Origin of the sequence: Rhizobium sp. WW22, assembly GCF_047041135.1 — a bacterium.
Classification (GTDB): Bacteria; Pseudomonadota; Alphaproteobacteria; order Rhizobiales; family Rhizobiaceae; genus Rhizobium.
In genome coordinates this window covers 1731587-1754164 of the sequence record NZ_CP178198.1, presented here as the reverse complement: position 1 = coordinate 1754164, position 22578 = coordinate 1731587, and the positions used below count along the sequence as shown (strand labels likewise).

The 22578-nt window shown below is 60.6% G+C and carries 21 protein-coding genes and 1 pseudogene; 13 read left to right on the top strand and 9 right to left on the bottom strand.

Translation table 11 applies throughout. The features are described 5' to 3' along the window. The first annotated feature begins 4 nt into the window (after positions 1-4). Both ACK83U_RS08710 and ACK83U_RS08705 read left to right on the top strand, forming a co-directional pair. Positions 5-1132 (top strand): ATP-dependent DNA helicase, encoded by a 1128-nt coding sequence (locus ACK83U_RS08710; RefSeq protein WP_112605373.1) that lies wholly within the window; start codon positions 5-7, stop codon positions 1130-1132. Positions 1133-1319: 187 nt separating this feature from the next. Continuing rightward, on the top strand, positions 1320-2072 hold the full coding sequence (locus ACK83U_RS08705) for a pyridoxine 5'-phosphate synthase (protein ID WP_112605376.1): 753 nt from the start codon (positions 1320-1322) through the stop codon (positions 2070-2072). Positions 2073-2321: 249 nt separating this feature from the next. Here ACK83U_RS08705 and ACK83U_RS08700 read toward each other — a convergent pair whose 3' ends face one another. Beyond that, positions 2322-3209, bottom strand: coding sequence for an SDR family oxidoreductase (locus ACK83U_RS08700; protein ID WP_112605379.1), 888 nt, complete (start codon positions 3207-3209; stop codon positions 2322-2324). A 138-nt stretch (positions 3210-3347) separates the two neighbouring features. Here ACK83U_RS08700 and ACK83U_RS08695 point away from each other — a divergent pair, with 138 nt between their 5' ends. Both ACK83U_RS08695 and ACK83U_RS08690 read left to right on the top strand, forming a co-directional pair. Further along, positions 3348-3767, top strand: coding sequence for a winged helix-turn-helix transcriptional regulator (locus tag ACK83U_RS08695; RefSeq protein WP_112605382.1), 420 nt, complete (start codon positions 3348-3350; stop codon positions 3765-3767). Between the two features lie 9 nt (positions 3768-3776). Continuing rightward, positions 3777-5024 (top strand): FAD-dependent oxidoreductase, encoded by a 1248-nt coding sequence (locus tag ACK83U_RS08690; RefSeq protein ID WP_112605385.1) that lies wholly within the window; start codon positions 3777-3779, stop codon positions 5022-5024. On the opposite strand, the gene ACK83U_RS08685 is transcribed toward ACK83U_RS08690, so the two are convergent. The 5 genes from ACK83U_RS08685 to ACK83U_RS08665 all read right to left on the bottom strand — a co-directional run bounded on the left by ACK83U_RS08685 (position 5025) and on the right by ACK83U_RS08665 (position 9311). Then, complete coding sequence (locus tag ACK83U_RS08685) at positions 5025-6239, bottom strand: MFS transporter (protein ID WP_112605387.1); 1215 nt, start codon at positions 6237-6239, stop codon at positions 5025-5027. A gap of 51 nt (positions 6240-6290) precedes the next feature. Beyond that, positions 6291-6908: a TetR/AcrR family transcriptional regulator gene (locus ACK83U_RS08680; RefSeq protein ID WP_112605389.1), complete on the bottom strand. Its 618-nt coding sequence runs from the start codon at positions 6906-6908 to the stop codon at positions 6291-6293. A 90-nt stretch (positions 6909-6998) separates the two neighbouring features. Continuing rightward, positions 6999-7505: a GNAT family N-acetyltransferase gene (locus ACK83U_RS08675; RefSeq protein ID WP_112605391.1), complete on the bottom strand. Its 507-nt coding sequence runs from the start codon at positions 7503-7505 to the stop codon at positions 6999-7001. 86 nt (positions 7506-7591) lie between these two features. Further along, positions 7592-8521: a bifunctional helix-turn-helix transcriptional regulator/GNAT family N-acetyltransferase gene (locus ACK83U_RS08670; RefSeq protein WP_112605393.1), complete on the bottom strand. Its 930-nt coding sequence runs from the start codon at positions 8519-8521 to the stop codon at positions 7592-7594. A 70-nt stretch (positions 8522-8591) separates the two neighbouring features. Continuing rightward, positions 8592-9311, bottom strand: a complete 720-nt coding sequence (locus ACK83U_RS08665; protein ID WP_112605396.1) for an aspartate/glutamate racemase family protein — start codon at positions 9309-9311, stop codon at positions 8592-8594. Between the two features lie 162 nt (positions 9312-9473). On the opposite strand from ACK83U_RS08665, the gene ACK83U_RS08660 reads away from it, so the two are divergent. Both ACK83U_RS08660 and ACK83U_RS08655 read left to right on the top strand, forming a co-directional pair. After that, entirely contained in the window at positions 9474-9938 is a 465-nt protein-coding gene (locus tag ACK83U_RS08660) for an Lrp/AsnC family transcriptional regulator (RefSeq protein ID WP_015340263.1), read from the top strand. A gap of 109 nt (positions 9939-10047) precedes the next feature. Continuing rightward, positions 10048-11310, top strand: coding sequence for an NAD(P)/FAD-dependent oxidoreductase (locus tag ACK83U_RS08655; RefSeq protein WP_112605399.1), 1263 nt, complete (start codon positions 10048-10050; stop codon positions 11308-11310). 55 nt (positions 11311-11365) lie between these two features. On the opposite strand, the gene ACK83U_RS08650 is transcribed toward ACK83U_RS08655, so the two are convergent. After that, a complete protein-coding gene (locus ACK83U_RS08650) occupies positions 11366-12409 on the bottom strand; it encodes an NAD(P)-dependent alcohol dehydrogenase (protein WP_112400800.1) in 1044 nt (347 codons plus the stop codon). A 201-nt stretch (positions 12410-12610) separates the two neighbouring features. Here ACK83U_RS08650 and ACK83U_RS08645 point away from each other — a divergent pair, with 201 nt between their 5' ends. The 3 genes from ACK83U_RS08645 to ilvC all read left to right on the top strand — a co-directional run bounded on the left by ACK83U_RS08645 (position 12611) and on the right by ilvC (position 15434). Then, positions 12611-13519: an AraC family transcriptional regulator gene (locus ACK83U_RS08645; RefSeq protein WP_112605403.1), complete on the top strand. Its 909-nt coding sequence runs from the start codon at positions 12611-12613 to the stop codon at positions 13517-13519. Positions 13520-13719: 200 nt separating this feature from the next. Continuing rightward, the gene (locus ACK83U_RS08640) at positions 13720-14370 is read left to right on the top strand and encodes a TetR/AcrR family transcriptional regulator C-terminal domain-containing protein (RefSeq protein ID WP_112334581.1); all 651 of its coding nucleotides are present in this window, start codon (positions 13720-13722) and stop codon (positions 14368-14370) included. A 44-nt stretch (positions 14371-14414) separates the two neighbouring features. Then, the gene (gene ilvC, locus ACK83U_RS08635; RefSeq protein WP_015340257.1) at positions 14415-15434 is read left to right on the top strand and encodes a ketol-acid reductoisomerase; all 1020 of its coding nucleotides are present in this window, start codon (positions 14415-14417) and stop codon (positions 15432-15434) included. A 50-nt stretch (positions 15435-15484) separates the two neighbouring features. On the opposite strand, the gene ACK83U_RS08630 is transcribed toward ilvC, so the two are convergent. Further along, on the bottom strand, positions 15485-16072 hold the full coding sequence (locus ACK83U_RS08630; RefSeq protein WP_112605406.1) for a class I SAM-dependent methyltransferase: 588 nt from the start codon (positions 16070-16072) through the stop codon (positions 15485-15487). A gap of 158 nt (positions 16073-16230) precedes the next feature. Here ACK83U_RS08630 and ACK83U_RS08625 point away from each other — a divergent pair, with 158 nt between their 5' ends. Beyond that, positions 16231-17460, top strand: coding sequence for a PLP-dependent aminotransferase family protein (locus tag ACK83U_RS08625; RefSeq protein WP_112605409.1), 1230 nt, complete (start codon positions 16231-16233; stop codon positions 17458-17460). Between the two features lie 142 nt (positions 17461-17602). On the opposite strand, the pseudogene ACK83U_RS08620 reads toward ACK83U_RS08625, so the two are convergent. Further along, positions 17603-18660 (bottom strand): annotated as a pseudogene (locus tag ACK83U_RS08620) (aldo/keto reductase). Between the two features lie 172 nt (positions 18661-18832). Between ACK83U_RS08620 and ACK83U_RS08615 the strand changes: the two are divergent. The 3 genes from ACK83U_RS08615 to ACK83U_RS08605 are packed head-to-tail and all read left to right on the top strand — an operon-like array spanning position 18833 to position 22544. Beyond that, entirely contained in the window at positions 18833-19813 is a 981-nt protein-coding gene (locus ACK83U_RS08615; RefSeq protein WP_112605415.1) for an ABC transporter substrate-binding protein, read from the top strand. Between the two features lie 17 nt (positions 19814-19830). Beyond that, the gene (locus ACK83U_RS08610) at positions 19831-21525 is read left to right on the top strand and encodes an ABC transporter permease (protein ID WP_112605418.1); all 1695 of its coding nucleotides are present in this window, start codon (positions 19831-19833) and stop codon (positions 21523-21525) included. Beyond that, positions 21513-22544, top strand: coding sequence for an ABC transporter ATP-binding protein (locus tag ACK83U_RS08605; RefSeq protein ID WP_112605420.1), 1032 nt, complete (start codon positions 21513-21515; stop codon positions 22542-22544). Before ACK83U_RS08610 ends, ACK83U_RS08605 begins: the two co-directional genes overlap by 13 nt. Positions 22545-22578 lie beyond the last annotated feature (34 nt).

Below are 22578 nucleotides of genomic sequence, written 5' to 3'. Positions count from 1 at the left end.
AACCATGCAATTCGCGCCGCAACAAGATGAAGCGCTCAAGGCCGTCGCAAACTGGCTGAAAGAGGGGCGCTCGCCGTTGTTTCGTCTGTTCGGCTATGCCGGCACGGGCAAGACGACGCTTGCGCGGCATTTCGCCGAGCATGTGGATGGCGACGTGCTGTTTGCTGCCTTTACCGGCAAGGCGGCGCAGGTGCTACGCTCGCGCGGCGCCTCCAATGCCAAGACCATCCATTCCTTGATCTACCGGCCGCGCGGTGAAGAGGCCGTAGAGGACGAGGAGACGGGCAAGACATCGATCGCCCCGATGTTCACCATCAACCGCCAGAGCCCGGTCGCCAAGGCTGCGCTGATCATTGTCGACGAATGCTCGATGGTGGACGAAGCGCTCGGCAAGGATCTGATGAGTTTCGGCACGCCCATTCTCGTGCTTGGCGATCCCGGACAGCTGCCGCCCGTTTCCGGCGGCGGGTTCTTCACGAACGAAGAACCGGATTATCTGCTGACGGATATTCATCGTCAGGCGCGCGACAATCCGATCATCCAGCTCGCCATGCAGGTGCGTGAGGGCAAGGAAATCATGCACGGCGACTATGGCACCGCGCAGGTGATCTCGAAGAACGAGGTCACGCAGCCGCTGGTGCTGGAGGCCGATCAGGTCCTCGTCGGCACCAACCGGACGCGGCGGCGCTATAATCAACGTCTGCGCGAGCTAAAAGGGTTTACCGCGGAGTATCCACAATCCGGCGACAAGCTGGTCTGTCTGCGAAACGATCCCGCCAAGGGGCTGCTCAACGGTTCACTCTGGCAGGTCATGACCTCTTCCAGGGAAACGACGAAGCCGGGCATCAACCTGCTGGTGCGGCCGGAAGACGACGACATGGATCGCGGCGCGGCGAAGATCAAGCTGCTGAAACAGGCCTTCGAGGATGTCGAGGGCGAGATTCCGTGGTCGACCCGCAAGCGCTACGACGAATTCGATTACGGCTATGCGCTGACGGTGCATAAGGCCCAGGGTTCACAGTGGAACAATGTGGTGCTGTTCGACGAGAGCTGGGCGTTCCGCGATACGCGCGAGCGCTGGCTCTATACGGCCATCACCCGTGCCGCCGAGACGCTGACCATCGTCCGATAGGACGGCATTTGCGGTCATAAAAATCTGCAGAAGGACATTGCTGCCGATGCGTCACCGCGTGGTGATGCTGCTTTGCCGTGCCCATCAAAGTTTTGCATGGAACGATGTCGGAATCTCGTTGGTTTTGTTGACCATAATGGCATAAAACGGCTGCTATCATCCGCTTTGAAAATCAGGGATTTCGATCATGCCCGCCAAGCTTTCCGTGAACCTCAACGCCATCGCGATGCTGCGCAACCGGCGTGATCTTCCCTGGCCGAGCGTTACGGGTTTGGGCCGTATCGCGCTGGCGGCCGGTGCGAGCGGATTGACGGTTCATCCACGTCCCGATCAGCGGCATGTTCGCTTTTCCGATCTGCCAGACATCCGCGCGCTGATCGATGACGAGTTTCCGGAGGCGGAGTTCAATATCGAGGGTTATCCGAGCGACGAATTCTTCGATCTCTGTGCTTCGGCCGAGCCCGAGCAGGTGACGCTGGTGCCTGACGATCCCTCGCAGGCGACATCGGATCACGGCTGGGATTTCCGCAAGAATCGCGATCTGCTGGTCGATGTCGTCGCCAAGTACAAGACGATCGGCTGCCGCGTCTCTCTGTTTGCCGATGGTGATGGCGATGCTGAGGCGGTGAAGATTGCCAAGGAGGTCGGTGCTGACCGCATCGAACTTTACACCGGCCCCTATGGCGGCTGCTACGATGATCCGCAAAAGGCTGCCGTCATTCTCGAAGCGCTCGGCAAGACCGCCGACGCCGCCTTCGCCAATGGTCTCGACGTCAATGCCGGTCATGACCTGACGGTCGCCAACCTGCCGGCGCTGCTCAAGCGTATTCCGAAGCTCGCGGAGACCTCGATCGGTCATGGGCTGACGGCGGATGCGCTGGAGTACGGCATGGCCGAAACGGTGCGTCGCTTCCGCCGGGCTTGCGGTCAGGTGGTTTGATAGGAATAGGCTTGGGCTGGTCGGGCGAGGGCGTCTTTAATGCGCCATAGTGCCTGACCCCTCATCTTAGCCTTCTCCCCGCGTGCGGGGAGAAGGGATGACAGCGCGCAAACGGTACTTATCTCATTCGATTGGAGTTCGTGCGTGAGGCATGAAAGCTCCCTCTCCCAGCAAGCGGGGAGAGGGTTGGGGTGAGGGGCCTTGTACAAGGGTGCGGCAAACGAAGCCTCACCTGACCCCTTCCAAAACTCAGCCAGCCAATGCGGTCTTGTGTTCCTCGAAGAAGCTGCGCAGCGTCTGCGGCTCCTTGCCGGTCAGCTTGTTGAAGTCGTTCGTCAGGATGTCGAATTTGCCGGCGCGGGTGTTGGCGTCGGCGGAGACGAGCATGTCGACCACGAAGGGCGGCAGGCCGGCGCCGGTAAGGCCGGCGGCAAGCTGTTCGTCATTGACCTGAACGACTTCGAGAGGACGACCGGTGATCTTGCTGACGACGCTTGCGACGTCGTCGATGGTGACGGCGGTCGAGCCCGTCAGCGTGTAGGTGGCGCTGCCCGTTGCGTCAGAAGCCAGGGCAGCGGCGATGGCGAGCGCGCAATCTTCGCGGCTGATATTGCTTACGCGGCCGCCACCGGTTGCCGTGTACCATTTGCCGACTTCGAGGCTGTGCGGCAGGCCCATCAGATAGTTATCGAAGTACCAGGCGTCGCGCAGGATCGTATAGCCGATGCCGCTTGCCTTGATGGCGTTTTCCGTGCCGAGGTGGTCGGGCGCGAAGCTGACGAGCGAACCTTCCGGGGCAGGCATAGAGGTATAGAGAACATGCTTGACGCCAGCCTTCTTCGCGGCTTCGACGGCAGCCGCGTGCTGCTTCAGGCGCAGGCCGGGCACGGCGAGCGCATCGGTGCTGATCATCAGCAGCCGGTCGACGCCGGCGAAAGCGGCCGGCAGGGCGTCGGAGTGGTCGAAATCGGCCTTGCGGGTGACGACGCCCTTGGCGGTCAGGTCGGCAAGCTTCTCCGGGCTGCGCGTGGCCGCAATGATGCGGCCGGGTGCGACCTTGTATGTCTCGAGAAGGTGATGGATGACGCGCTGGCCAAGCTTGCCGGCGGCGCCGGTGACGAGAAGAGTGCTGCTCATGTGTTTTCCCTTGTTCGACCGCCGCACATTCGCAGAGGCCTTGTTGCTCTCAAAAAGAGACTAGCACTAGAATAGGAATTGACTTCGCAGTGTAAAGGAGGCAGTTTTTCGGCTCCAAGTTACCAAAAGGGAACCGGCATGGCAGCTAGCGCCGTCGTCAATCTGCGTGACAGCATAAATCCGCCGTTACGCGACGTCGATCTCAGCAATCTCGATTTTAGTAACTGTCCGGTGCGGGATCTGATCTCGCAGATCGGCGGAAAATGGTCAGTGCTGTTGCTGGAGACACTGGCCAAACGGCCATACCGTTTCGGCGAGTTGCGCCGTCTTGTGCCCGATATCTCCCAACGCATGCTAACACAAACCCTGCGCGACCTCCAGCGCGACGGCTATGTCGATCGCGAGGTCTTTCCCACCAAGCCGCCAAGCGTCGAATATCGCATGACGGCTCTCGGCCATTCGCTTTACGAGCCACTGGCGCTGCTTCTGAATTGGGCGGAAGCCAATCATGGGGCCGTAAAGGCCGCAAGAGCTCGTTTCGATCAATCGCCGGACTGAGCTGTCACAGTGAAGCCCTTGAAGATCGCCATCGTCGGCGCCGGGCCTGCCGGTCTTGCCGCCTCTCTCTTTCTCACTCGCGCCGGCCATACGACTGATATCATCGAACGGTTCGATAGCCCGGCTCCCGTCGGCTCAGCGCTGATGCTGCAGCCGACTGGATTGACCGTGCTGGAATCGCTCGGGCTTGGTCCCGCCATCCACGCCGCCGGCAACCGCATCGATCGATTGTTCGGCACGGAAACCACACGGGGGCGCATCGTTCTCGATGTGCGCTACAATGCCTTGCCGGGCGGGCGCTATGGGCTTGGCGTTCATCGTGCGGCCCTGTTCGATACGCTTTACGACGAAGTCTCCGCGCGGCAACATCCGATCCATACCGGCCAGCGTGCTATCGGTGTGGCGGAGGAGGGCGGTGAAAGCTATCTCTCTGTCGAAGGTGGCGAGCGCCTCGGACCTTATGATCTCGTCATCGACGCCAGCGGCGCGCGCTCGGAACTGGTGACGGCATCGCCCGTTGCGCCGCGTGCACGCAACCTCGTCTACGGCGCCTTTTGGGCGACGCTCGATTGTCCGGATGGGCTCGTGGATCAGGCGGCGCTGACGCAGCGCTATGACAAGGCAAGCGTGATGATCGGTGTATTGCCGATCGGCAGCAGAAGGCCGGATTTGCCGCAGCGGGCGGCTCTGTTCTGGAGCCTGAAGGTGGCGGATGCGGATGAGGTACGCAGGCGTGGGCTTGAGCGCTGGAAGCAGACAATCCGCGGCTACTGGCCTGAATGCGAGCCTTTGCTGGAGCAGATTACAGACTGGGACCAGTTGACGCTGGCGCGTTATGCCCATCGCACGGTGATGACGCCCTATAGCGGGCGGACTGTTTTCGTCGGCGATGCGGCCCATTCCACCAGTCCGCAGCTCGGGCAGGGCGCCAACATGGCGTTGCTCGATGTGGCCGCGCTCGCACATGCTTTAGCAGGACATGAAACGATCGATGCCGCTCTTGCTGCCTATGCCAAGGCACGGCGGATGCATGTGCGGTTGTTTCAGCTGCTCTCAGCGGCCTTCACGCCCTTCTATCAATCGGACTCTGCGGCACTGGCCTGGATCCGCGACCGACTGGTCGCAACCATCGCCAAAGTACCGCCGGCACCGCAGATCCTGGCCGGCATTGTCTCCGGCACCCTGGTCGATCCGTTTCACGGCGCAGGCTTGCGGGAATGTGACTGGCTGCGGCAGGCGGTGCCGCAGCCGTCCTGATCATTTCTCGCGCTCGGTTAGAAAGGCAAGCAGCGCAATGACCGGGAAGGCGACGCCGATCCAGGAGGCCATGCTCCAGCCGCCGGTGGCATAGGCCCAGCCGCCGAGCGCCGAGCCAAGGGCGCCGCCGGCGAAGAAGGTCGCCATATAGAGGCCGTTGAGGCGACTGCGATGTTCGGCGCTGAGCGCAAAGATGGCGCGCTGACCGAGCACGAGATTCGTCTGGACGCCGAAGTCGAGCATGATGCCTGACAGCGTCAGCGTGATTAACGCCAGCAATGAACCGCTGCCGGAAAAATGGCCGATCAGGAAGGCGATGATGGCGAGCACTAGGGCGAAGGCTGTGGCAAGCTTCGTCCAGCCACGGTCGGCAACGCGTCCGGCAATCGGCGAGGCGACGGCGCCGGCGGCTCCGGCAAGTGCGAAGAGGGCGATGCCATTCTGTGTCAGGCCGAAGGCAGGGCTTGCCAGCAGCAGCGGCGTCGTCGTCCAGAAGAGGCTGAAGGCGCCGAACATGCAGGCCTGATAGAGCGCCCGCCGCTGCAGGACCGGCGTGCGGAGCGCGAGGTGGCCCATGGAGGACAGCAACTGCCCATAATGCAGTTTCGTATGGGGCACGCGGGTCGGCAGAACAAGGCGCAGGATAACGATCAGCCCGATCATGACACCCGCCGAGATGATATAGACCGCGTGCCACGACAAAAGCTCGGACAGGAAGCTCGCAGCCGGACGGGCCAGCATGATGCCGACGAGCAGGCCGCTCATGACATTGCCGACGACAGCGCCGCGGCTGGCGTCAGGCGCCATATGAGCGGCAAAGGGAACAAGGACCTGCACAGCGACGGATGCAAGGCCTATGCAGAGCGAGGCGAGCAGGAACAGCGACGGCGACCATGCGAAGGCCGCGCCGACAAGCGCGACGGCGGCGAGCGCCACCAGCGTCAGGACCAGTTTCCGGTTCTCGAGAAGATCGCCCAGCGGTACGATCAGCAAAAGGCCGAGGCCGTAGCCGATCTGGGTCAGCGTGACGATGAGGCCGGTCGCCGCCGGGCTGAAGCCGAGTGACTGGCTGATGGGGCCGGCAAGCGGCTGGCCATAGTAGAGATTGGCGGCCACCAGCCCGCAGGCGGCGGCGAACATGAATGTCAGCAGCGGCGAAATGGTTTTTTCCGGGAGCGGCGTGCTCTCCCGTCTGGCAGCGGCAGTTGCGGGCATGTCTCGTCCTCAATAGGAGCGGGGTTACGTTCCCCGAAATTTCAGTGAAAATCAGTTCAGCAGTTTCATGGATGTCTCGGCGACGGCGAGCATCTGTTCGGTCTTGCGGCCGGTCTTGCCGATCACGCGCATGCCCTTCGTCAGGGCCAGCAGCGTGCAGGCGGTGCTTTCCGGATCGACATGCTTCGATATGGAGCCATCCTCCTGTCCGAGACGGATCAAATTGAGGATACGCCTTTCGTCGAAATCGAAGGCGACGCCGACGCGACCGGCGACTTCTTCGTCGAAAAGTGCAAGTTCGGTTGCGCTTCCGACGACAAGGCAGCCGCGGCGGCCGATCTCCCCGCATGAGGCCTCCGCGAAGAACGTCACCAAGGCACGAAGTTTTTCATGAGCATTCGGAGCTTCCGCAAGCGTCTCGTCGATGAGTTGCTGGCGGACCTGACGATACCGGCTGAACGCGGCGAGGAAGATCCCGCGCTTGTCGCCGAAAGCCTTGTAGACGCTTCCTGCGGTCAGACCCATGGCCTCGGTCAATTCGCTGATCGAGGCGGCATAATAGCCGCGCTCGGAAAAAACGCGCAGCGCCTCGTCCAGCGCGGAATCCATGTCGAATTCACGCGGACGTCCACGAAGCTTCGGTGCGATGTCGAGCGTGTCTGTCGTCATGTCACTCTTTTAGGAAATGATCGTTTCCAAATCAAGCGAATTTTTGCATCGCAGCAAGAATCGGAAGAATACTGATTGCGACCGGTCCCGCTACTCGTGGAAAAACGCCATGTGGATCGCGTCCTTATAGCGGCCGTCGATGCGTACGGAATTGCGGGCGAGGCCCTCGCGGATGAAGCCGACTTTTTCGTAGAGCGCGACGGCCCTGCTGTTGTCGGCATGCACGCTGAGTTCGACGCGTTCTATTCCTGCATCCCGCGCGGCTCGCAGCGTCGCCTCTAACAATCGACGTCCCAATCCCCGGCCGCGATAGGTGGGGATGATGCCTATGCCGAGCTTGCCGGCGTGGGCATGGGAAGGAAAGCCATGACGGCTGATATCACACCAGCCGACAACTTTCCCATCGTCTAGGGCGACGAACTGCGGATTGCCTTTTTTGATCATGCCAAGCACGAAAATGCGTGTTTCTTCCAGCGGAAAGGCTTCGAGCAGCGACAGATATTCCCGCTCACGCGCGACCGTGTCGAGCGCCCTGTGAAAACCTTCGATATGCTCGGCTGATATGGGTTCTATCCGGATTTCGCCACTTTCGGCCATCGTTGGTATCTCATTGCAAATCAGGGAAGCATTGAGGATATGGGCAAAACCAGAGGGTGTCCATTCACGCAGTCAGCCGCCTGCGTTCAGAGATCGAGTTCCCATGTCTGACCGTTCAGTTCCGGGCCGAACATGCGGTGCTTCTCCTCTGCGGCGAGCTTGAAGCCCGCCTTGATGTAGATGGCGCGTGCAGTATCGAGAATGTCATTGGTCCAGAGCGAGAGTGTTCTATAGCCGGCATCGCGCGAGAAACGGATGCATTCATCGACCAGCATCTTACCGAGGCCGAGGCCGCGCGCTGTCTTGTCGACATAGAGCAGCCGAAGCTTTGCGATGTCGTCGCCGCCATCGGTGATCATGGCGGACCCGACATTGAGGCCGCCTCGCTCGGCAATCCAGCACCGATCTTTTTGCGGGTTGAAATTAGACAGGAATTTGCCGGCGACTTCGGCTACCAAGCCTTCGAAGCGATCGTCCCAGCCGAATTCTTCGGTGTAGAAGCGCGCCTGGCTTTGTACGATCCAGCCGATATCACCGGGTCGGTGATTACGAATGAGCGCGGGAGGCGCTGCGGTTCGATCGGGGCCGAGTGTTTCCTGTATCGTCTGCATCGCTGCAACGACACGCTCGGGTTCGCCAGGCGCGAGTTTTTCGAAATAGCCGGCGATCTGCGCGCGTGAGCGGCGGACGAACTCCTCGAACTGCGCCTGTCCCTTGTCGGTGACTTTTATGACCTGGCTGCGCGCATCGTTCGCATCCGGTGTCGTTTCGACCAGCCCGTCCTCGCGAAAGCGCTTGACGATACGGCTGAGATAGGCGGGGTCGAGATGCAGCTCGCGTGTCAGCGCGGAAGCTGCGACGCCACCGCGGAAGCCGACTTCGAACAGCACGCGCACATCCGTGAGCGTATAGGGGCTGTCGAGATAGGCCTTGTTCAGGACGCCGAGGAAATTCGTATAGAAGCGATTGAAGTTACGGACGGCATCGATGGTCGTGAAATCGGCAGCGGCGGGCATGACATCGTCTCCTCAGGTATGGAGACGATGTTGGTTATTTATTGGACTCAGTCAAGTAAATTGATCGAGGTCAGGCAGCGCAGCTTTTGCTGCTCTTTTCATTCGCAAGCGCGAAGTCGACGGCCGCCTCGGCATGGATCGTCGTCGTGTCGAAGCCTGGCAGGATCAGTGCCTTCGGATCGAGGATGAGGCAGATCTCGGTGCAGCCGAGAATGACGCTGTCGGCACCTTCCGCCTTGGCGCGCTCGATGATGCCGTTCAGCTTCCGGCGCGACTCGTCCTTGATGATGCCAGCGCAGAGTTCGTTGAAGATGATATCATGCGTGACGGTGCGATCCTCGGGACCGGGCACCATGATGGAGACGCCGTTTTCAGCCATACGCTCGGCATAGAAGCCGTGTTCCATCGTGTAGCGTGTGGCGAGCAGCAGCGGCTTGACCCTGCCGGCGGCCTTCAAGGCCGCGGCGGTCTCATCGATGATATGGATGAGCGGAGCTGAAACGCGTGCGGCAACCTGAGGTGCGATCAGGTGCATGGTGTTAGTGCAGATGAGCACGCATTCGGCCCCGGCCTTTTGCAGGCCTTCCGCCGCATCGCCGAGGCGCTCGGCGGCATCGTTCCAGCGCCCGGCCTTCTGTAGCGCGACGATTTCCTCGAAGTTGACGGAGTACATGACCAGCTCCGCAGAGGAGAGGCCGCCGAGGCGCTCGCGGACCATTTCGTTGATCAGGCGATAGTAGACTGCCGAACTCTCGAAACTCATGCCGCCGATCAGGCCAATAGTGCGCATAATGCTGTTCTCCGCTCGTGGATTTTGAATGGAGGAATAGTGCGGCGATTCACCCGCCGCATGTTTGCGTTTTTTGAAGCTTATCAGGATCTCTCTGCAAATGTTTGCGCATTTTTCGATTTATGTGCAAAATATTGGCGTATATATGAGGAGTTGCCGTACATGCTTGATGAACGTGACCGAAAGATTCTCGAATTTCTGCAGGCGGATGCCGGCATCTCCGTCACCGAACTTGCCGATCGCGTTGCCCTGTCGGTGTCGGCCTGCTCGCGCCGCATACAGCGGCTTGAGGAAAGCGGGCATATCGCCCGGCGTATCGTCGTGCTCGATCGCGAGAAGATGGGAGTGCCAACCACGGTCTATGCGATGATCAAGACGGCGCATCACGCCGACGAGTGGATAGAATCCTTCCGCAAAGTCATCGGTGATATCCCCGAGATCGTCGAGGCGCATCGGCTTACCGGGAATTATGATTATATCCTCAAGATCGTCTTGCCGCGCGTCGAGCATTACGATGTCATCTATAAGCAGCTCGTGCGCAAGATCGAGCTCTTCGACGTCTCGGCGTCGATCTCGATGGAGGAACTTAAAAGCGGCGCCTCCGTTCCTGTCGGGTATGCACAATAGGCGCCTTGACCATATCGTAGCCGTGCAGAGGTGCCATGCATAAAAGATGGTTGCTGCATATCCTTCTCAACCCTACGTTTTTGAGCAGAGTTAATCGCGAGGTGTTGCCATGCAGGATCATCATGTCGTCGTGGTCGGAGGCGGCTTTGGCGGGGTACAGCTCGCCAATGATCTGAAGGGTGCTCCCGTCCGCATCACGATGATCGATCGGCGCAATCATCACCTCTTTCAGCCACTCCTCTATCAGGTCGCAACCACTCTGCTTGCGACCTCCGAGATCGCCTGGCCGATCCGCAATTTCTTCCGCGATCGACCTGACGTGACGACCTTGCTCTGCGAGGTTGTCGGCGTCGATAGCGCGGCGCATGAGGTGCTTCTGAAGAACGGTCAGAAGATCCATTACGACACGCTGGTGCTGGCAACCGGCGCTACCCATGCCTATTTCGGCCATGACGAGTGGGAGCCGGTGGCGCCTGGATTGAAGACGTTGGAGGATGCAACCACCATCCGCCGGCGCCTCTTGCTGGCCTTTGAGCAGGCGGAAATGGAAACCGACCCTGCCGTCCGCGAGGCACTGTTGACCTTCGTGATTGTCGGCGCCGGTCCTACCGGGGTTGAACTCGCCGGGATCATCTCGGAACTGGCGAGGACGACATTGCCGAAGGAATTCCGCAATATCGATACCCGCAAGGCGAAGATCCTGCTCGTGGAGGCCGGTCCGCGGGTGCTGCCGGCTTTTGCGCAGGAACTCTCCGACTATGCGCACAAGGAACTCGAGCTGCTGGGCGTCGAGGTCCGTTTCGGCAAACCCGTCACCTCATGCTCGGCAGAAGGCGTGACGATCGGCGACACCTTCGTGCCGTGCCGCACCATCGTCTGGGCGGCTGGCGTCGAGGCGTCGCCGGCGGCGAAATGGCTTGGCATTCCAGCCGATCGTGCCGGCCGCGCCATTGTCGACAAGGATCTGAGGGCGCCGGGCAAGGAGGATATCTTCATCATCGGCGATACCGCAGCCGTCATGCGTGACGATGGCAGCCCCGTGCCGGGGATCGCTCCGGCTGCCAAGCAGCAGGGCGCTTATGTCGCCAAGGTCATCAAGGCAAAGCTTGCGGGCCAACCGGCGCCGGGACCGTTCCACTATCGCCATCAGGGCAGCCTTGCGACGATCGGCAAAAGTGCTGCGATCATCGATTTCGACTGGATCAAGCTGAAGGGATGGCTCGCGTGGTGGGTCTGGGGGCTTGCCCACATCTATTTCCTGATCGGCGTGCGTTGGCGCATCGCCGTCGCCTGGAGCTGGCTTTGGATCTATATCAGCCGGCAGCACAGCGCCCGGCTGATCACGCAGAAGGAAACCATGCGCGAGGAATGAAAAAGGGCAGCCGTAGCGGCTGCCCTTTTTCGTATGAGTTGCTGCGCAACAGCGCTTATGCCAGCGAAGCGATGTCGATGACGAAGCGGTAGCGCACGTCGCTCTTCAGAACGCGCTCATAGGCTTCGTTGATTTCCTGGATGTTGATCTTTTCGATCTCGGCTACGATGTTGTGCTCGCCGCAGAAGTCGAGCATTTCCTGGGTTTCCTTGATCGAGCCGATCATGGAGCCGGAGAGGCTGCGGCGGCCGGGGATCAGCGAGAAGGCATGCACCGGAACCGCATGTTCGGGAACGCCGACCAGCACCATGCTGCCATCATACTTCAGCAGGTTGAGATAGGCGTTCCAGTCGATCGCCGTGCCGACCGTGTTGATGATCAGATCGAAGGTGCCGGCGAGCTTGGTGAAGGTCTCGGCATCGCTGGTGGCGTAGTAGTCCTTCGCGCCCAGCTTGAACCCGTCTTCCTTCTTCGACAGCGTCTGGCTCAGAACCGTGACATCGGCGCCCATGGCATGGGCCAGCTTCACGCCCATGTGGCCGAGGCCGCCCATGCCGACGATCGCGACCTTCTTGCCCGGCCCGGCTTTCCAGTGGCGCAGCGGCGAAAAGAGCGTAATGCCGGCGCAGAGCAGCGGTGCGCCCGAATCGAGCGGGATATTGTCGGGAAAGGAGAGGACATAGCCTTCCTTGACGACGATCGAGTCGGAATAACCGCCGAAGGTCGGCGTCTTGCCGTCGGCTTCGACGTCGTTGTAGGTCTGGACGAGACCGGGCATGTAATGTTCGTAATCCAGGTCACGTGTGGCGCAGGTCGTGCAGGAATCGACGAAGCAGCCGACGCCGACGCGGTCGCCGACCTTGAACTTCGTGACCTCGGAACCTACGGCGGTCACGATGCCGGCGACTTCATGGCCGGGCACCATCGGATACTTCGAGCCGCCCCATTCGTTGCGGGCCTGGTGAATGTCGGAATGGCAGACGCCGCAATATTTGACGGAGATGACGACGTCGTCCGCGTTCGGGTCGCGACGGTCGAAAGTGAATGGTGTGAGCGGCTTGGACGCGTCGGTTGCTGCATAACCCTTTGCGATAGGCATGGGAGATTTCCTTATCTTTTCGGATGGGTTGGGAGTAGAATTTCGATGCCCCACCATGCATCAGGTCCGGGCCACAGCGTTAGAGCGATCCTGCAAGCTTTATGTACGATCCTGCGAATCTAAATAAGCAGCGGGTCTTTCGCGATCGAACGGTGCTACCTAGATAGGCATCGATATCTGCTCGAAAACAGTTGGTTGCGCATGACACTGCCTTTCAATCCCAATCAGGAACTCGCGTCGATCGTTGCACGTTTCGCCACGGAAGACGGCGAACACCGCACACCGATAGACAATCTCAATCTCTATCGGCAGTCGGCTGCGACCGTATGGCAGCATGGGGCCTATCGGCCCTGTTTTGCAATCGTGGTTCAGGGGCGCAAGAACCTGACAATCGGCGCCGAGACCTACAATTACGGTGTCGGCGAGTATATTTTGACCGCGCTCGACCTTCCAGTATCGACGCAGGTCACCAATGTCGGCAGCGATACGCCTTATCTTTGTTTCGGTATGGCGCTCGACAGCGAACGGTTGAAGGAGCTCCTGTCGCGCGTCAGCATTCCGCGTCAGGCGGTGACCGAGCCTGTGCGCGGAATTGCGGTCAATGCCGCCTCGCCGGAACTGCTCGATGCCTCGCTACGGCTGCTCCGATTGCTTGATCGGCCCGAAGATATTCCAGCCATGGCGCCTTTGATCGAGCAGGAAATCCTCTATCGCCTGCTTATCGGTCCGAATGGCCCTCGGCTGCTGCAGATCGCGATGGCGGAGAGCCAGAGTAACCGGGTGGCGCGGGCCGTCGCCTGGCTCCGCGGCAACTATACGCAGCCGCTGCGTATCGAAGAACTCGCCGAGCGCGTCGGCATGAGCGTTTCGTCGCTGCATCACCATTTCAAGACTGTTACGGCACTATCGCCGATGCAATATCAGAAGCAGCTTCGGCTTCATGAGGCGCGCCGGCTGATGATCGTCGAGCAGCTTGATGTGGGATCGGCCGGCCATCGCGTCGGATATCAAAGTCCCTCGCAATTCAGCCGGGAATACAGCCGCCTTTATGGCCTGCCGCCGCTGAAGGATGTCGAGGCGATGCGCAATAGCGTGGTTGCCGCTGAGTAGGTAGTGTTTCCGACCGATCATTTGCGTCGAGCTCTCTTCATCAAATGACCGGCTCGCGGCAGCTGCCAGCGTTTAGCAGCGTGACAAGCACTCTCGTTTTTACCGCAATGCAGCAACGAATTCCGCTTGACGGCTGCGTCGGTGTCCTGCATAAAGCGCCACGAACCGTACCGTACGGTACGCATTTGGGAGTAACCATCGTGCTGAGCGAAGCAGGACAGTCGAGCGAGTTTTCGCCGCGCCAGAACGCCGTTCTGGAACAGGCGTTGCGTCTGCTCGTCGACGGCGGCGAGAAGGCGCTGACGACCTCGGGTGTTGCACGCGCCGCCAATTGCTCCAAGGAAAGTCTTTACAAATGGTTCGGCGACCGCGATGGCCTGCTGTCGGCGATGATCACCTATCAGGCCAGCAAGGTTCGCACCTTCGAGCGCAATGGCGAGCGGCTGAATACGATAAGTCTGCACGATCATCTCGTGATTTTCGCGCGTGATCTTCTGGAGGTTTTGGCCGGCGACGTTTCACTTGCGTTGAACCGTCTGGCAATCGGTCAGTCGAACCGTGACGGCTCCAAGCTCGGCAAGCTCCTGCTGGAGCGCGGCCGCCGGCAGATCGACCGCCGCGCCATCGGTCTCATTGATGCCGGCAAGCGGGCGGGGCTGCTGCGCTTTACCGATGCCGACGAGGCATATCACACGCTTTATGGGCTCATCGTCTCCGACCTGCATGTGCGCATGCTGCTCGGCGAGCCCGGTCTGAAGGATACGAGCCGTCAGGCTGAGAAGGCGGTCAGCGCCTTCCTCAAGCTTTACGGCACGGAAAAGGTATTGGCGGAAGCAGCAGCGACCGTCTGACAATTTAAAATCTGCACCCAGACAAGCAAAGGGAAGGACAAACAATGCGCGTCTATTACGATCGTGATGCCGATCTCAACCTCATCAAGTCGAAGAAAGTCGCCGTCATCGGCTACGGTTCGCAGGGCCGCGCTCACGCGCTGAACCTGAAGGACAGCGGCGCACAGAACCTTGTGATCGCGCTGAAGGCCGGTTCCCCCACGGTCAAGAAGGCCGAAGCCGACGGCTTCAAGGTCATGACCGTCGCCGAAGCTGCTGCCTGGGCCGACCTGATGATGATGGCGACCCCAGACGAACTGCAGGCCGACATCTACAAGGCCGACATCGCTCCGAATATCCGTGACGGTGCTGCGATCGCGTTCGCCCACGGCCTCAACGTTCACTTCGGCCTCATCGAGCCGAAGGCTTCGGTCGACGTCGTCATGATTGCTCCGAAGGGTCCGGGCCACACGGTTCGCGGCGAATACCAGAAGGGCGGCGGCGTTCCCTGCCTCGTTGCCGTTCACCAGAACGCTTCCGGCAACGCGCTTGAACTCGCTCTCTCCTATGCTTGCGGCGTCGGCGGCGGCCGGTCGGGCATCATCGAAACCAACTTCCGCGAAGAGTGCGAAACCGACCTCTTCGGCGAACAGGTCGTTCTCTGCGGCGGTCTGGTCGAGCTCATCCGCGCCGGCTTCGAAACGCTTGTCGAGGCCGGCTACGCTCCGGAAATGGCCTATTTCGAGTGCCTGCACGAAGTGAAGCTGATCGTCGACCTGATCTATGAAGGCGGCATCGCCAACATGAACTACTCGATCTCGAACACGGCAGAATGGGGCGAATACGTCACCGGTCCGCGCATCATCACCGAAGAAACCAAGGCTGAGATGAAGCGCGTCCTCAAGGACATCCAGACCGGCAAGTTCACCTCCGAGTGGATGCAGGAATACCGTTCGGGTGCTGCCCGCTTCAAGGGTATCCGCCGCAACAACGACAGCCACCAGATCGAAGAAGTCGGCGCCAAGCTGCGCGGCATGATGCCCTGGATCGGCAAGAACAAGCTGGTCGACAAGTCGGTCAACTAAGCTTTCGGCGAGAGCAGGATTGGAGGGCCGGGGCGAAAGCTCCGGCCTTTCTATTTTTGAGCTTTGACGTAGAGCCATCTCGTCGGTTCGCCATCAAAGCCGCCACCATCGGCTTCGGTCATGGTGATGCTCTTCCATCCTCTGGCGCTCAGCATAGCCTCAAGCCATACGGCGGAAGGATAGTTGTAATAGCGTCCGAACTTGTCGTGTCCCTCTGCTTCACCCGCCTTGAAGCTGGCGTGGAAGATGCCGCCCGTTTTCAGGGCGCGCAAAATGCGATCGAAGATATCTGGCAGAGCGGATCGCGGAACATGCAGCAGGCTGGCCTCCGCCCATATGCCGTCGAAGATTTCGGTAGCGTCCAAGACTTCGAAACGCATCACTCGAACGGGCCTGCCAAGACGCTTTTCCGCTTCCTTCGCAAGCTCGGCCGAACCGTCCGTCGGCGTAACGTCAAAGCCGCGCGATAGCATGTAGGCGGCATCCTGGCCGCTGCCGCAACCCAGTTCGAGGATGGTTGCGCGGGCGGGCAGGGCGGCCAGAAAGGCATCCAGCCTCTGGCGCGGTAGCCGGCGTTCACGCGCTGCGTAGATGGCGGCGTTGTCGGTATAGAAGGACGCTGTCGGGTCGGTGCTCATGCTGGCTGGCGTTCATTTCTTTGTAAGGCCATCGTCGATGCTAGCAGGAAAGGCAGACAATATCTGTCACCATGACAAACAAAATAGGTCAGTATTGTTGACTTATCTTTTGTTGCGTGATTTTGTGTTGGAAAGACCAAAAATTACGAGGAAGCCCCATGTTGAATTGGGAAAATATCTTTGCGACGCGCTCGAGCCGTATGCGCGCCTCCGAAATTCGTGAGCTGCTGAAGCTGCTGGAGCGGCCGGATATCATCTCTTTCGCCGGCGGCATTCCCGATCCCGCATTGTTTCCGGATGCGGAATTCAAGCAGGCCTATGCCGACATCTTTTCCGGTCCGACTGTCAATGCAGCGCTGCAATATTCGGTCAGCGAAGGCTACAAGCCGCTGCGCGAATGGCTCGTTGGCCAGATGGGCGCGCTCGGCATTCCCTGTGAGCTCGAAAATGTCTTCATCGTTTCCGGTTCGCAGCAGGGGCTCGATTATCTCGGCAAGCTTTTCCTGTCGCGGAAGGACACGGCGCTGGTGACGGCGCCCACCTATCTCGGCGCGCTGCAGGCCTTCAACGCTTATGAGCCGACCTACGATCAGTTGACGCCGAACGGCAACCGCACGCCGGATTCCTACCGCGCCGCGGCTTCGCAGGCGGGGGGCAGGGTGAAGTTCGCCTATCTCTCGGCCGACTTCGCCAACCCGACGGGCGAGACTGTCGATCTGGCCGGCCGCAAGAAACTGCTCGACCTTGCCGAAGAGCTGGATATCGCTGTCATCGAAGACGCTGCCTATCAGTCGCTGCGCTATGACGGTGAGCCGGTTGCGCCGATCCTGGCTCTGGAAATCGCGCGCAAGGGCAGCATCAACGACACGCGCACGATCTATTGCGGCAGCTTCTCCAAGACGCTGGCGCCCGGCCTTCGCGTCGGCTTCGTCGTCGCCAATGCGCCCGTCATCCGCAAGCTGGTGCTGATGAAGCAGGCGGCCGACCTGCATTCCTCGACCATCAACCAGATCGCGATCCATCAGGTCGCCGAGCGCGGTTTCGATGCGCAGGTCGCGAAGGTCCGCAAGACCTATAGCCACCGCCGCGACTGCATGCTGGCGGCGCTTGCGAAATACATGCCTGACGGTACGAGCTGGACGAAGCCGCAGGGCGGCATGTTTGTCTGGATCACCCTGCCGAAGGGAATGGATGGCGCTAAGTTGCTGGCACGGTCGCTGGAAACGGCGAAGGTCGCCTTCGTGCCGGGTCAGGCATTCTTTGCCGACGGCAGCGGTGCGAACACCTTCCGCGTCAGCTTCTCCTGCGCCAATGACGAGATGATCGAAGAGGGCATCTCGCGGCTCGGCAAGTTGATTGCTGATGAGATCGGGGCGATGGCGGCCTAGTTTTTACCTTCTCCCCTGGGGGAGAAGGTGGCCCGAAGGGTCGGATGAGGGGGCCAATTGCTGTGTCCCATTCGTCTTTGTGCTCTCGGTATCCCCCTCATCCGCCTGTCGGCACCTTCTCCCCGAGGGGAGAAGGGGTTTATCACTTTGCCAGATGCGGGCCGATCAGCGCCAGATCGGCCTCGCTCAGCCTGTCGCTGGCCGTATTGCGCTGGTGCCAGTAGGGATACATCAGCGGCTGCAGGCTGACGTCGTCCAGCCGCTTGCGTTCCTCGTCCGTCAGCTTTAGCTCGGCGCTGGCGAGATTGTCCTTGAACTGGGCCTTCGTGCGGCCGCCGATAATGACTGAGGTCACACCCTTGCGGCCGATGAGCCAGGCAAGCGCCACCTGAGCGGCCGAAACGCCGCGACCATCGGCGATTTCCACCAGCGTATCGACGATATTCCACAGGCGGTTTTCATCGCGGATCGGCGGTTGGTCCAGCCGGCGAACTGGCGTGTACCCTCGGGCGTCGCCTGATTGCGGCGATGCTTGCCTGAGAGCAGACCACCGGCAATCGGGCTCCAGACGAGAATGCCGAGGCCCTGGTCGATGCTGATCGGCACCAGTTCGTTCTCCGCGTCGCGCGCTTCGAGCGTGTAATGGATCTGCTGGCTGACGAAGCGTTCGCGCTTGTCGCGCTCGCTGACGCCGAGTGCCTTCATGATGTGCCAGCCGGAAAAATTCGAGCAGCCGATATAGCGGACCTTGCCCTGGCGAACCAGCGTGTCGAGCGCTTCCATCGTTTCTTCCAGCGGCGTCTGCCCGTCCCATTCATGCAGCTGGTAGAGATCGATGACGTCGGTCTTCATGCGCTTCAGGCTTGCCTCGCAGGCCTGGATAAGATGCTGGCGGGATGAGCCGACATCGTTGACGCCCGGCCCCATCGGGAAGCGTGCCTTGGTGGCGATGAGCACGCCGTTCTTGCGCGGGCCGCCGATGATCTCGCCGAGAATCTCCTCCGAGGCGCCTTGCGAGTAGACATCGGCGGTATCGAGCAGGTTGACGCCGGCATCGATGCACATGTCGACGAGCTTCTTGGCCTCCTTGACGCCGAGATCACCAACGGTTTTTGCCCAGCCGACTCCGCCGAAGGTCATGGTGCCCATAGTGATGGTGGAAACTTTGAGGCCGGAGCGGCCAAGCAGGCGATATTCCATAGATCTATCCTCCTCGATCCCGTCTGAAATACGTGCCTCAGAAAATAGTGCCCGATGGCTGGGGTCAAGATTCAATCATCATATGAACGGCAGTCTATTCAAATTCAACTGTCACAATCATGTTAAGCCCTGCGTCTAGACAACCTCCTACAATCTAGCCGAGGACGTTTTCATGAAGACCTTTGTTTCCGCCTTTGCCGGCCTGTTGGCCATTGCTCTTTTCTCCAGCAGCGCCAATGCTGCCGATCTCGTCCTCTACACCAGCCAGCCGAACGCCGATGCGCAGGCAACCGTCGATGGTTTCATGGCCGCCAATCCCGGCATCAAGGTCGATTGGGTTCGTGACGGTACGCCGCAGATTATCGCCAAGCTTCAGGCCGAAATGCAGGCCGGCGCTCCGGTTGCCGATGTCCTGTTGATCGCCGATACGGTAACGCTCGAGCGCTTGAAGGAAGCCGGCAAGCTGCTCGCCTACAAGTCGCCGGAAGCCGCGAATTACGATGCGTCGCTCTATGACGCCGGCGGCTATTACTATTCCACAAAGCTGATCACGACCGGCATCGTCTACAACACTGCTGCCGCCATGAAGCCGGCAAGCTGGCAGGACCTGGTGAAGCCGGAAGCCAAGGGCCTCGTCGCCATGCCGAGCCCGCTTGCTTCGGGTGCTGCTCTCATCCACGCACAGACGCTCGCCGGCGTCGGCAGCCTCGGCTGGGACTACTACAAGCACCTCGCCGACAACGGCGCGATCGCTTCCGGCGGCAATGGCGCCGTGCTGAAGTCGGTTGCTTCCGGCGAGAAGGCCTATGGCATGATTGTCGATTACATGCCGATCCGTGAAAAGGCCAAGGGCGCTCCGCTGGAATTCGTCTTCCCGAAGGAAGGCGTTTCGGCTGTCACCGAGCCGGTCGGCATTCTCGCCGGCACGCAGCACGCCGATGCCGCCAGGAAGTTCGTCGATTACGTCCTTTCCGAAAAGGGCCAGGAAGGCTTCCTGAAGCTTGGCTACATCCCGGCTCGCAACGGCACGCCGCTGCCGGAAGGCTTCCCGGCACGTGACAGCATCAAGGTTTTGCCGTTGAATGCCGCCGATGCTCTCAAGAACACGGATCAGGACCTCAAGACCTTCTCCACCTACTTCAAGTCGAAATAATCCAACCCGGATTTGGAATGTACTCATATGTGCGTCGAGGAAACAGCCAGCCGACCTGGCTGTTTCCTTTTGTTGTTACCGTTGTGCTTTTGCTCAGTGTCCTGCCGCTGGCACGGCTGGCGTTTGCCGGCATCGAGGCGCTGCTTAGGGGCGGCACCTATGAACTCATCACCGATCCCTCGCTCTGGCGCTCGGCCTGGTACACGATCGAAACGGCCGTGCTCGGCACTATCGTTTCGGTGGTCCTTGGTTGCCTCTTCGCATTCCTGCTGACATTGACCGATCTGCCGAGCAGGGGGCTGCTCGGCTTCCTCTTCGTATTGCCGATGATGATTCCGCCGCAGGTAACGGCGCTTGCCTGGGTGCAGATGTCCGGTCCATCGAGCCCCTTGCTGAAAGCGTTGCACATCGCGCCGCCGCTCGGTTCGCCGCAGCCGCTCTATTCTGTTGGCGGCATTGCGCTGCTCTACGGCGTTCAGCATGCGCCGCTCGTCTATCTCGCTCTGCGCGCCGGCCTGATGGCGCTGCCGCGCGATGGCGTCGAGGCCGCAAGGCTTTCGGGCGCGTCCGGCATGCGTGTCTTCCGCGATATCATTCTGCCCTTGTCTCTGCCCGGTGTCATTGCTGGAGCCGCCATCGCCTTCGTTTCCTCCATCGGCAATTTCGGCATTCCGGCGATCCTTGGCATTCCCGCCTCGATCTATACGCTCTCGACCTTGATCTTCACGAAGTTCTCCAATTTCGGGCCGCGCACCTTCGGCGATATCGCCGTCCTCTCGACGATGATCGCCATCATTGCGATTGCCGGGCTTGCCGTGCAGGGCAGGGCCTTGAAGGGGCGTGACTATCGCGTCATCGGTATTTCCGGCGCGACGGCTGCCTTTTCGCTCGGCCGTTGGCGCTATCTGGCGCTGCCGGTGCTCTATGCCATCCTCTTCGTCATGCTCGTTGCTCCCTTTCTGGCGCTGGTCGCAGGTGCGCTTGTGCCGGCCTATGGCGTGCCTCTCACCGTCAAGACGGCATCGCTGAACGCCTTCACTGAAATCCTGTTTCGGCAGAGCATAACACGCACGGCCTTTTCCAATTCGCTATTCCTCGCCGGCGTGACGTCACTCGGTCTCCTGTTGGTGACAGTGCTCGCGGCCTATGCGCTGACGCGGCGCAAAGACATGCTGAGCCGCATCGTCGGCGGCATGATCGAGATTCCCTATGCGCTTCCGGGCATCATCATCGCTGTCTGTTTCATCCTGGTGTTTGCGGCACCCTTGCCGATCCTCAACGTCACGCTTTACGGGACGATCTGGATCATTCTGCTTGCCTATTTCTCCGCCTATTTCGCGGTCAGCCTGAAGCCGGTCATGAGCGCCTTCCTGCAGCTCGATCCGGCACTGGAAGAGGCGGCCCGACTTTCCGGGGCCGGCTTTTTCCGCCGTCTTGCCGACATCATCGTGCCGCTGATCGCGCCGGCGGCGGGCGCATCCGTGATCCTCGTCTTCCTCATCGCCTGCAACGAGCTGACCGTTTCGGCGCTGCTCTGGTCGGCCGGCACGCAGACGCTGGGCGTCGTCATCTACAATCTCGACGATGGCGGGAGCGCCGATCTAGCCTCGGCCATGTCGGTCATCGTCATCGCCATGGTCGTCATCATGATGGCGCTTCTGGAAATCATGGCCAAGCGCCTGCCGAAGGGAGTGGTGCCTTGGCGAAGCTGATCCTCAATCATGTCAGCAAGGATTTCGGCACGGGCGGACGCGCTGCCGTCAATGCCTTGTCGCTCGATGTTCGGGAAGGCGGCTTCCTGGCGCTGCTTGGCCCTTCCGGCTGCGGCAAGACGACTGTGCTTCGAATGATCGCCGGTTTCGAACAGCCGACGGACGGTTCCATCCATCTCGGCGAACGGCTGCTGGCGGATGCGGCGAGCATGCTGCCGCCGGAGCGGCGCAATATGGCGATGGTGTTTCAATCCTACGCGCTCTGGCCGCACATGAACGTCGCTGACAATGTCGGCTATCCGCTCAAGGTGCGTGGCATCTCTGGCGAGCGTTATCGCGAGAAGGTGCGCGAGGCACTGGCGACCGTGCGCCTCGGCGATTATGCGGAACGCCGGCCCGCCGATCTCTCAGGCGGCCAACGGCAGCGCGTAGCGCTTGCCCGCTGCCTGGTGACATCGCCCGATGTCGTGCTGCTGGATGAGCCGCTCGCCAACCTCGACCGTCATCTGAAGAAGGAGATGGAGGAGACCTTTCGCGAATTCCACCAGCGCTCCGGTGCCACCATGATTTATGTCACCCATGACCAGAGCGAAGCGATGGCGCTCGCGACCGACGTTGCCGTCATGTCCGAAGGGCGGCTCCTGCAGGTGGCGCCGCCGGCGGAGATCTATACGCGCCCCGAAGGCAGAATGGTCGGCAGCCTTGTCGGGCAGGGTGCCATCCTGTCGATGGCTTTTCCCGATGGCGGTCCACGCCGTATCGATTGGCCCTTCTTCCGAGGCTTGTGGGAGAATCGGGCAGGCGGCTCGGCCAGAGCGGATATTCTCGCGCGGCCGGAGGACGTGGTTGCCGATGGCGAGGGCATTTCATGCCTTGTCGATTCCATCCTTTATGAGGGTGAGCGCTATGCGCTAAGGCTGTCGATGCCGGATGGACAGGTGCTGCGCGCCTATAGCCGCGAGGCTGTTGCCGTGGGCGATGATTATCGGGTCGCGATCCGCTCCGCCTGGCGGCTTTGATCGGTAGGGGACAAGATGGTTGTTCCATGTCGCC

Bases quoted from the DNA above. Each gene is read 5' to 3' on its own strand.
- ACK83U_RS08705 (WP_112605376.1), top strand. From the start codon at position 1,320: ATGCCCGCCAAGCTTTCCGTGAACCTCAACGCCATCGCGATGCTGCGC.
- ACK83U_RS08695 (WP_112605382.1), top strand. From the start codon at position 3,348: ATGGCAGCTAGCGCCGTCGTCAATCTGCGTGACAGCATAAATCCGCCG.
- ACK83U_RS08615 (WP_112605415.1), top strand. From the start codon at position 18,833: ATGAAGACCTTTGTTTCCGCCTTTGCCGGCCTGTTGGCCATTGCTCTT.
- ACK83U_RS08610 (WP_112605418.1), top strand. From the start codon at position 19,831: ATGTACTCATATGTGCGTCGAGGAAACAGCCAGCCGACCTGGCTGTTT.
- ACK83U_RS08700 (WP_112605379.1), bottom strand. From the start codon at position 3,209: ATGAGCAGCACTCTTCTCGTCACCGGCGCCGCCGGCAAGCTTGGCCAG.
- ACK83U_RS08625 (WP_112605409.1), top strand. From the start codon at position 16,231: ATGTTGAATTGGGAAAATATCTTTGCGACGCGCTCGAGCCGTATGCGC.
- ACK83U_RS08680 (WP_112605389.1), bottom strand. From the start codon at position 6,908: ATGACGACAGACACGCTCGACATCGCACCGAAGCTTCGTGGACGTCCG.
- ACK83U_RS08650 (WP_112400800.1), bottom strand. From the start codon at position 12,409: ATGCCTATCGCAAAGGGTTATGCAGCAACCGACGCGTCCAAGCCGCTC.
- ACK83U_RS08670 (WP_112605393.1), bottom strand. From the start codon at position 8,521: ATGCCCGCCGCTGCCGATTTCACGACCATCGATGCCGTCCGTAACTTC.
- ACK83U_RS08630 (WP_112605406.1), bottom strand. From the start codon at position 16,072: ATGAGCACCGACCCGACAGCGTCCTTCTATACCGACAACGCCGCCATC.
- ACK83U_RS08685 (WP_112605387.1), bottom strand. From the start codon at position 6,239: ATGCCCGCAACTGCCGCTGCCAGACGGGAGAGCACGCCGCTCCCGGAA.
- ACK83U_RS08645 (WP_112605403.1), top strand. From the start codon at position 12,611: ATGACACTGCCTTTCAATCCCAATCAGGAACTCGCGTCGATCGTTGCA.
- ilvC (WP_015340257.1), top strand. From the start codon at position 14,415: ATGCGCGTCTATTACGATCGTGATGCCGATCTCAACCTCATCAAGTCG.
- ACK83U_RS08660 (WP_015340263.1), top strand. From the start codon at position 9,474: ATGCTTGATGAACGTGACCGAAAGATTCTCGAATTTCTGCAGGCGGAT.
- ACK83U_RS08665 (WP_112605396.1), bottom strand. From the start codon at position 9,311: ATGCGCACTATTGGCCTGATCGGCGGCATGAGTTTCGAGAGTTCGGCA.
- ACK83U_RS08675 (WP_112605391.1), bottom strand. From the start codon at position 7,505: ATGGCCGAAAGTGGCGAAATCCGGATAGAACCCATATCAGCCGAGCAT.
- ACK83U_RS08655 (WP_112605399.1), top strand. From the start codon at position 10,048: ATGCAGGATCATCATGTCGTCGTGGTCGGAGGCGGCTTTGGCGGGGTA.
- ACK83U_RS08710 (WP_112605373.1), top strand. From the start codon at position 5: ATGCAATTCGCGCCGCAACAAGATGAAGCGCTCAAGGCCGTCGCAAAC.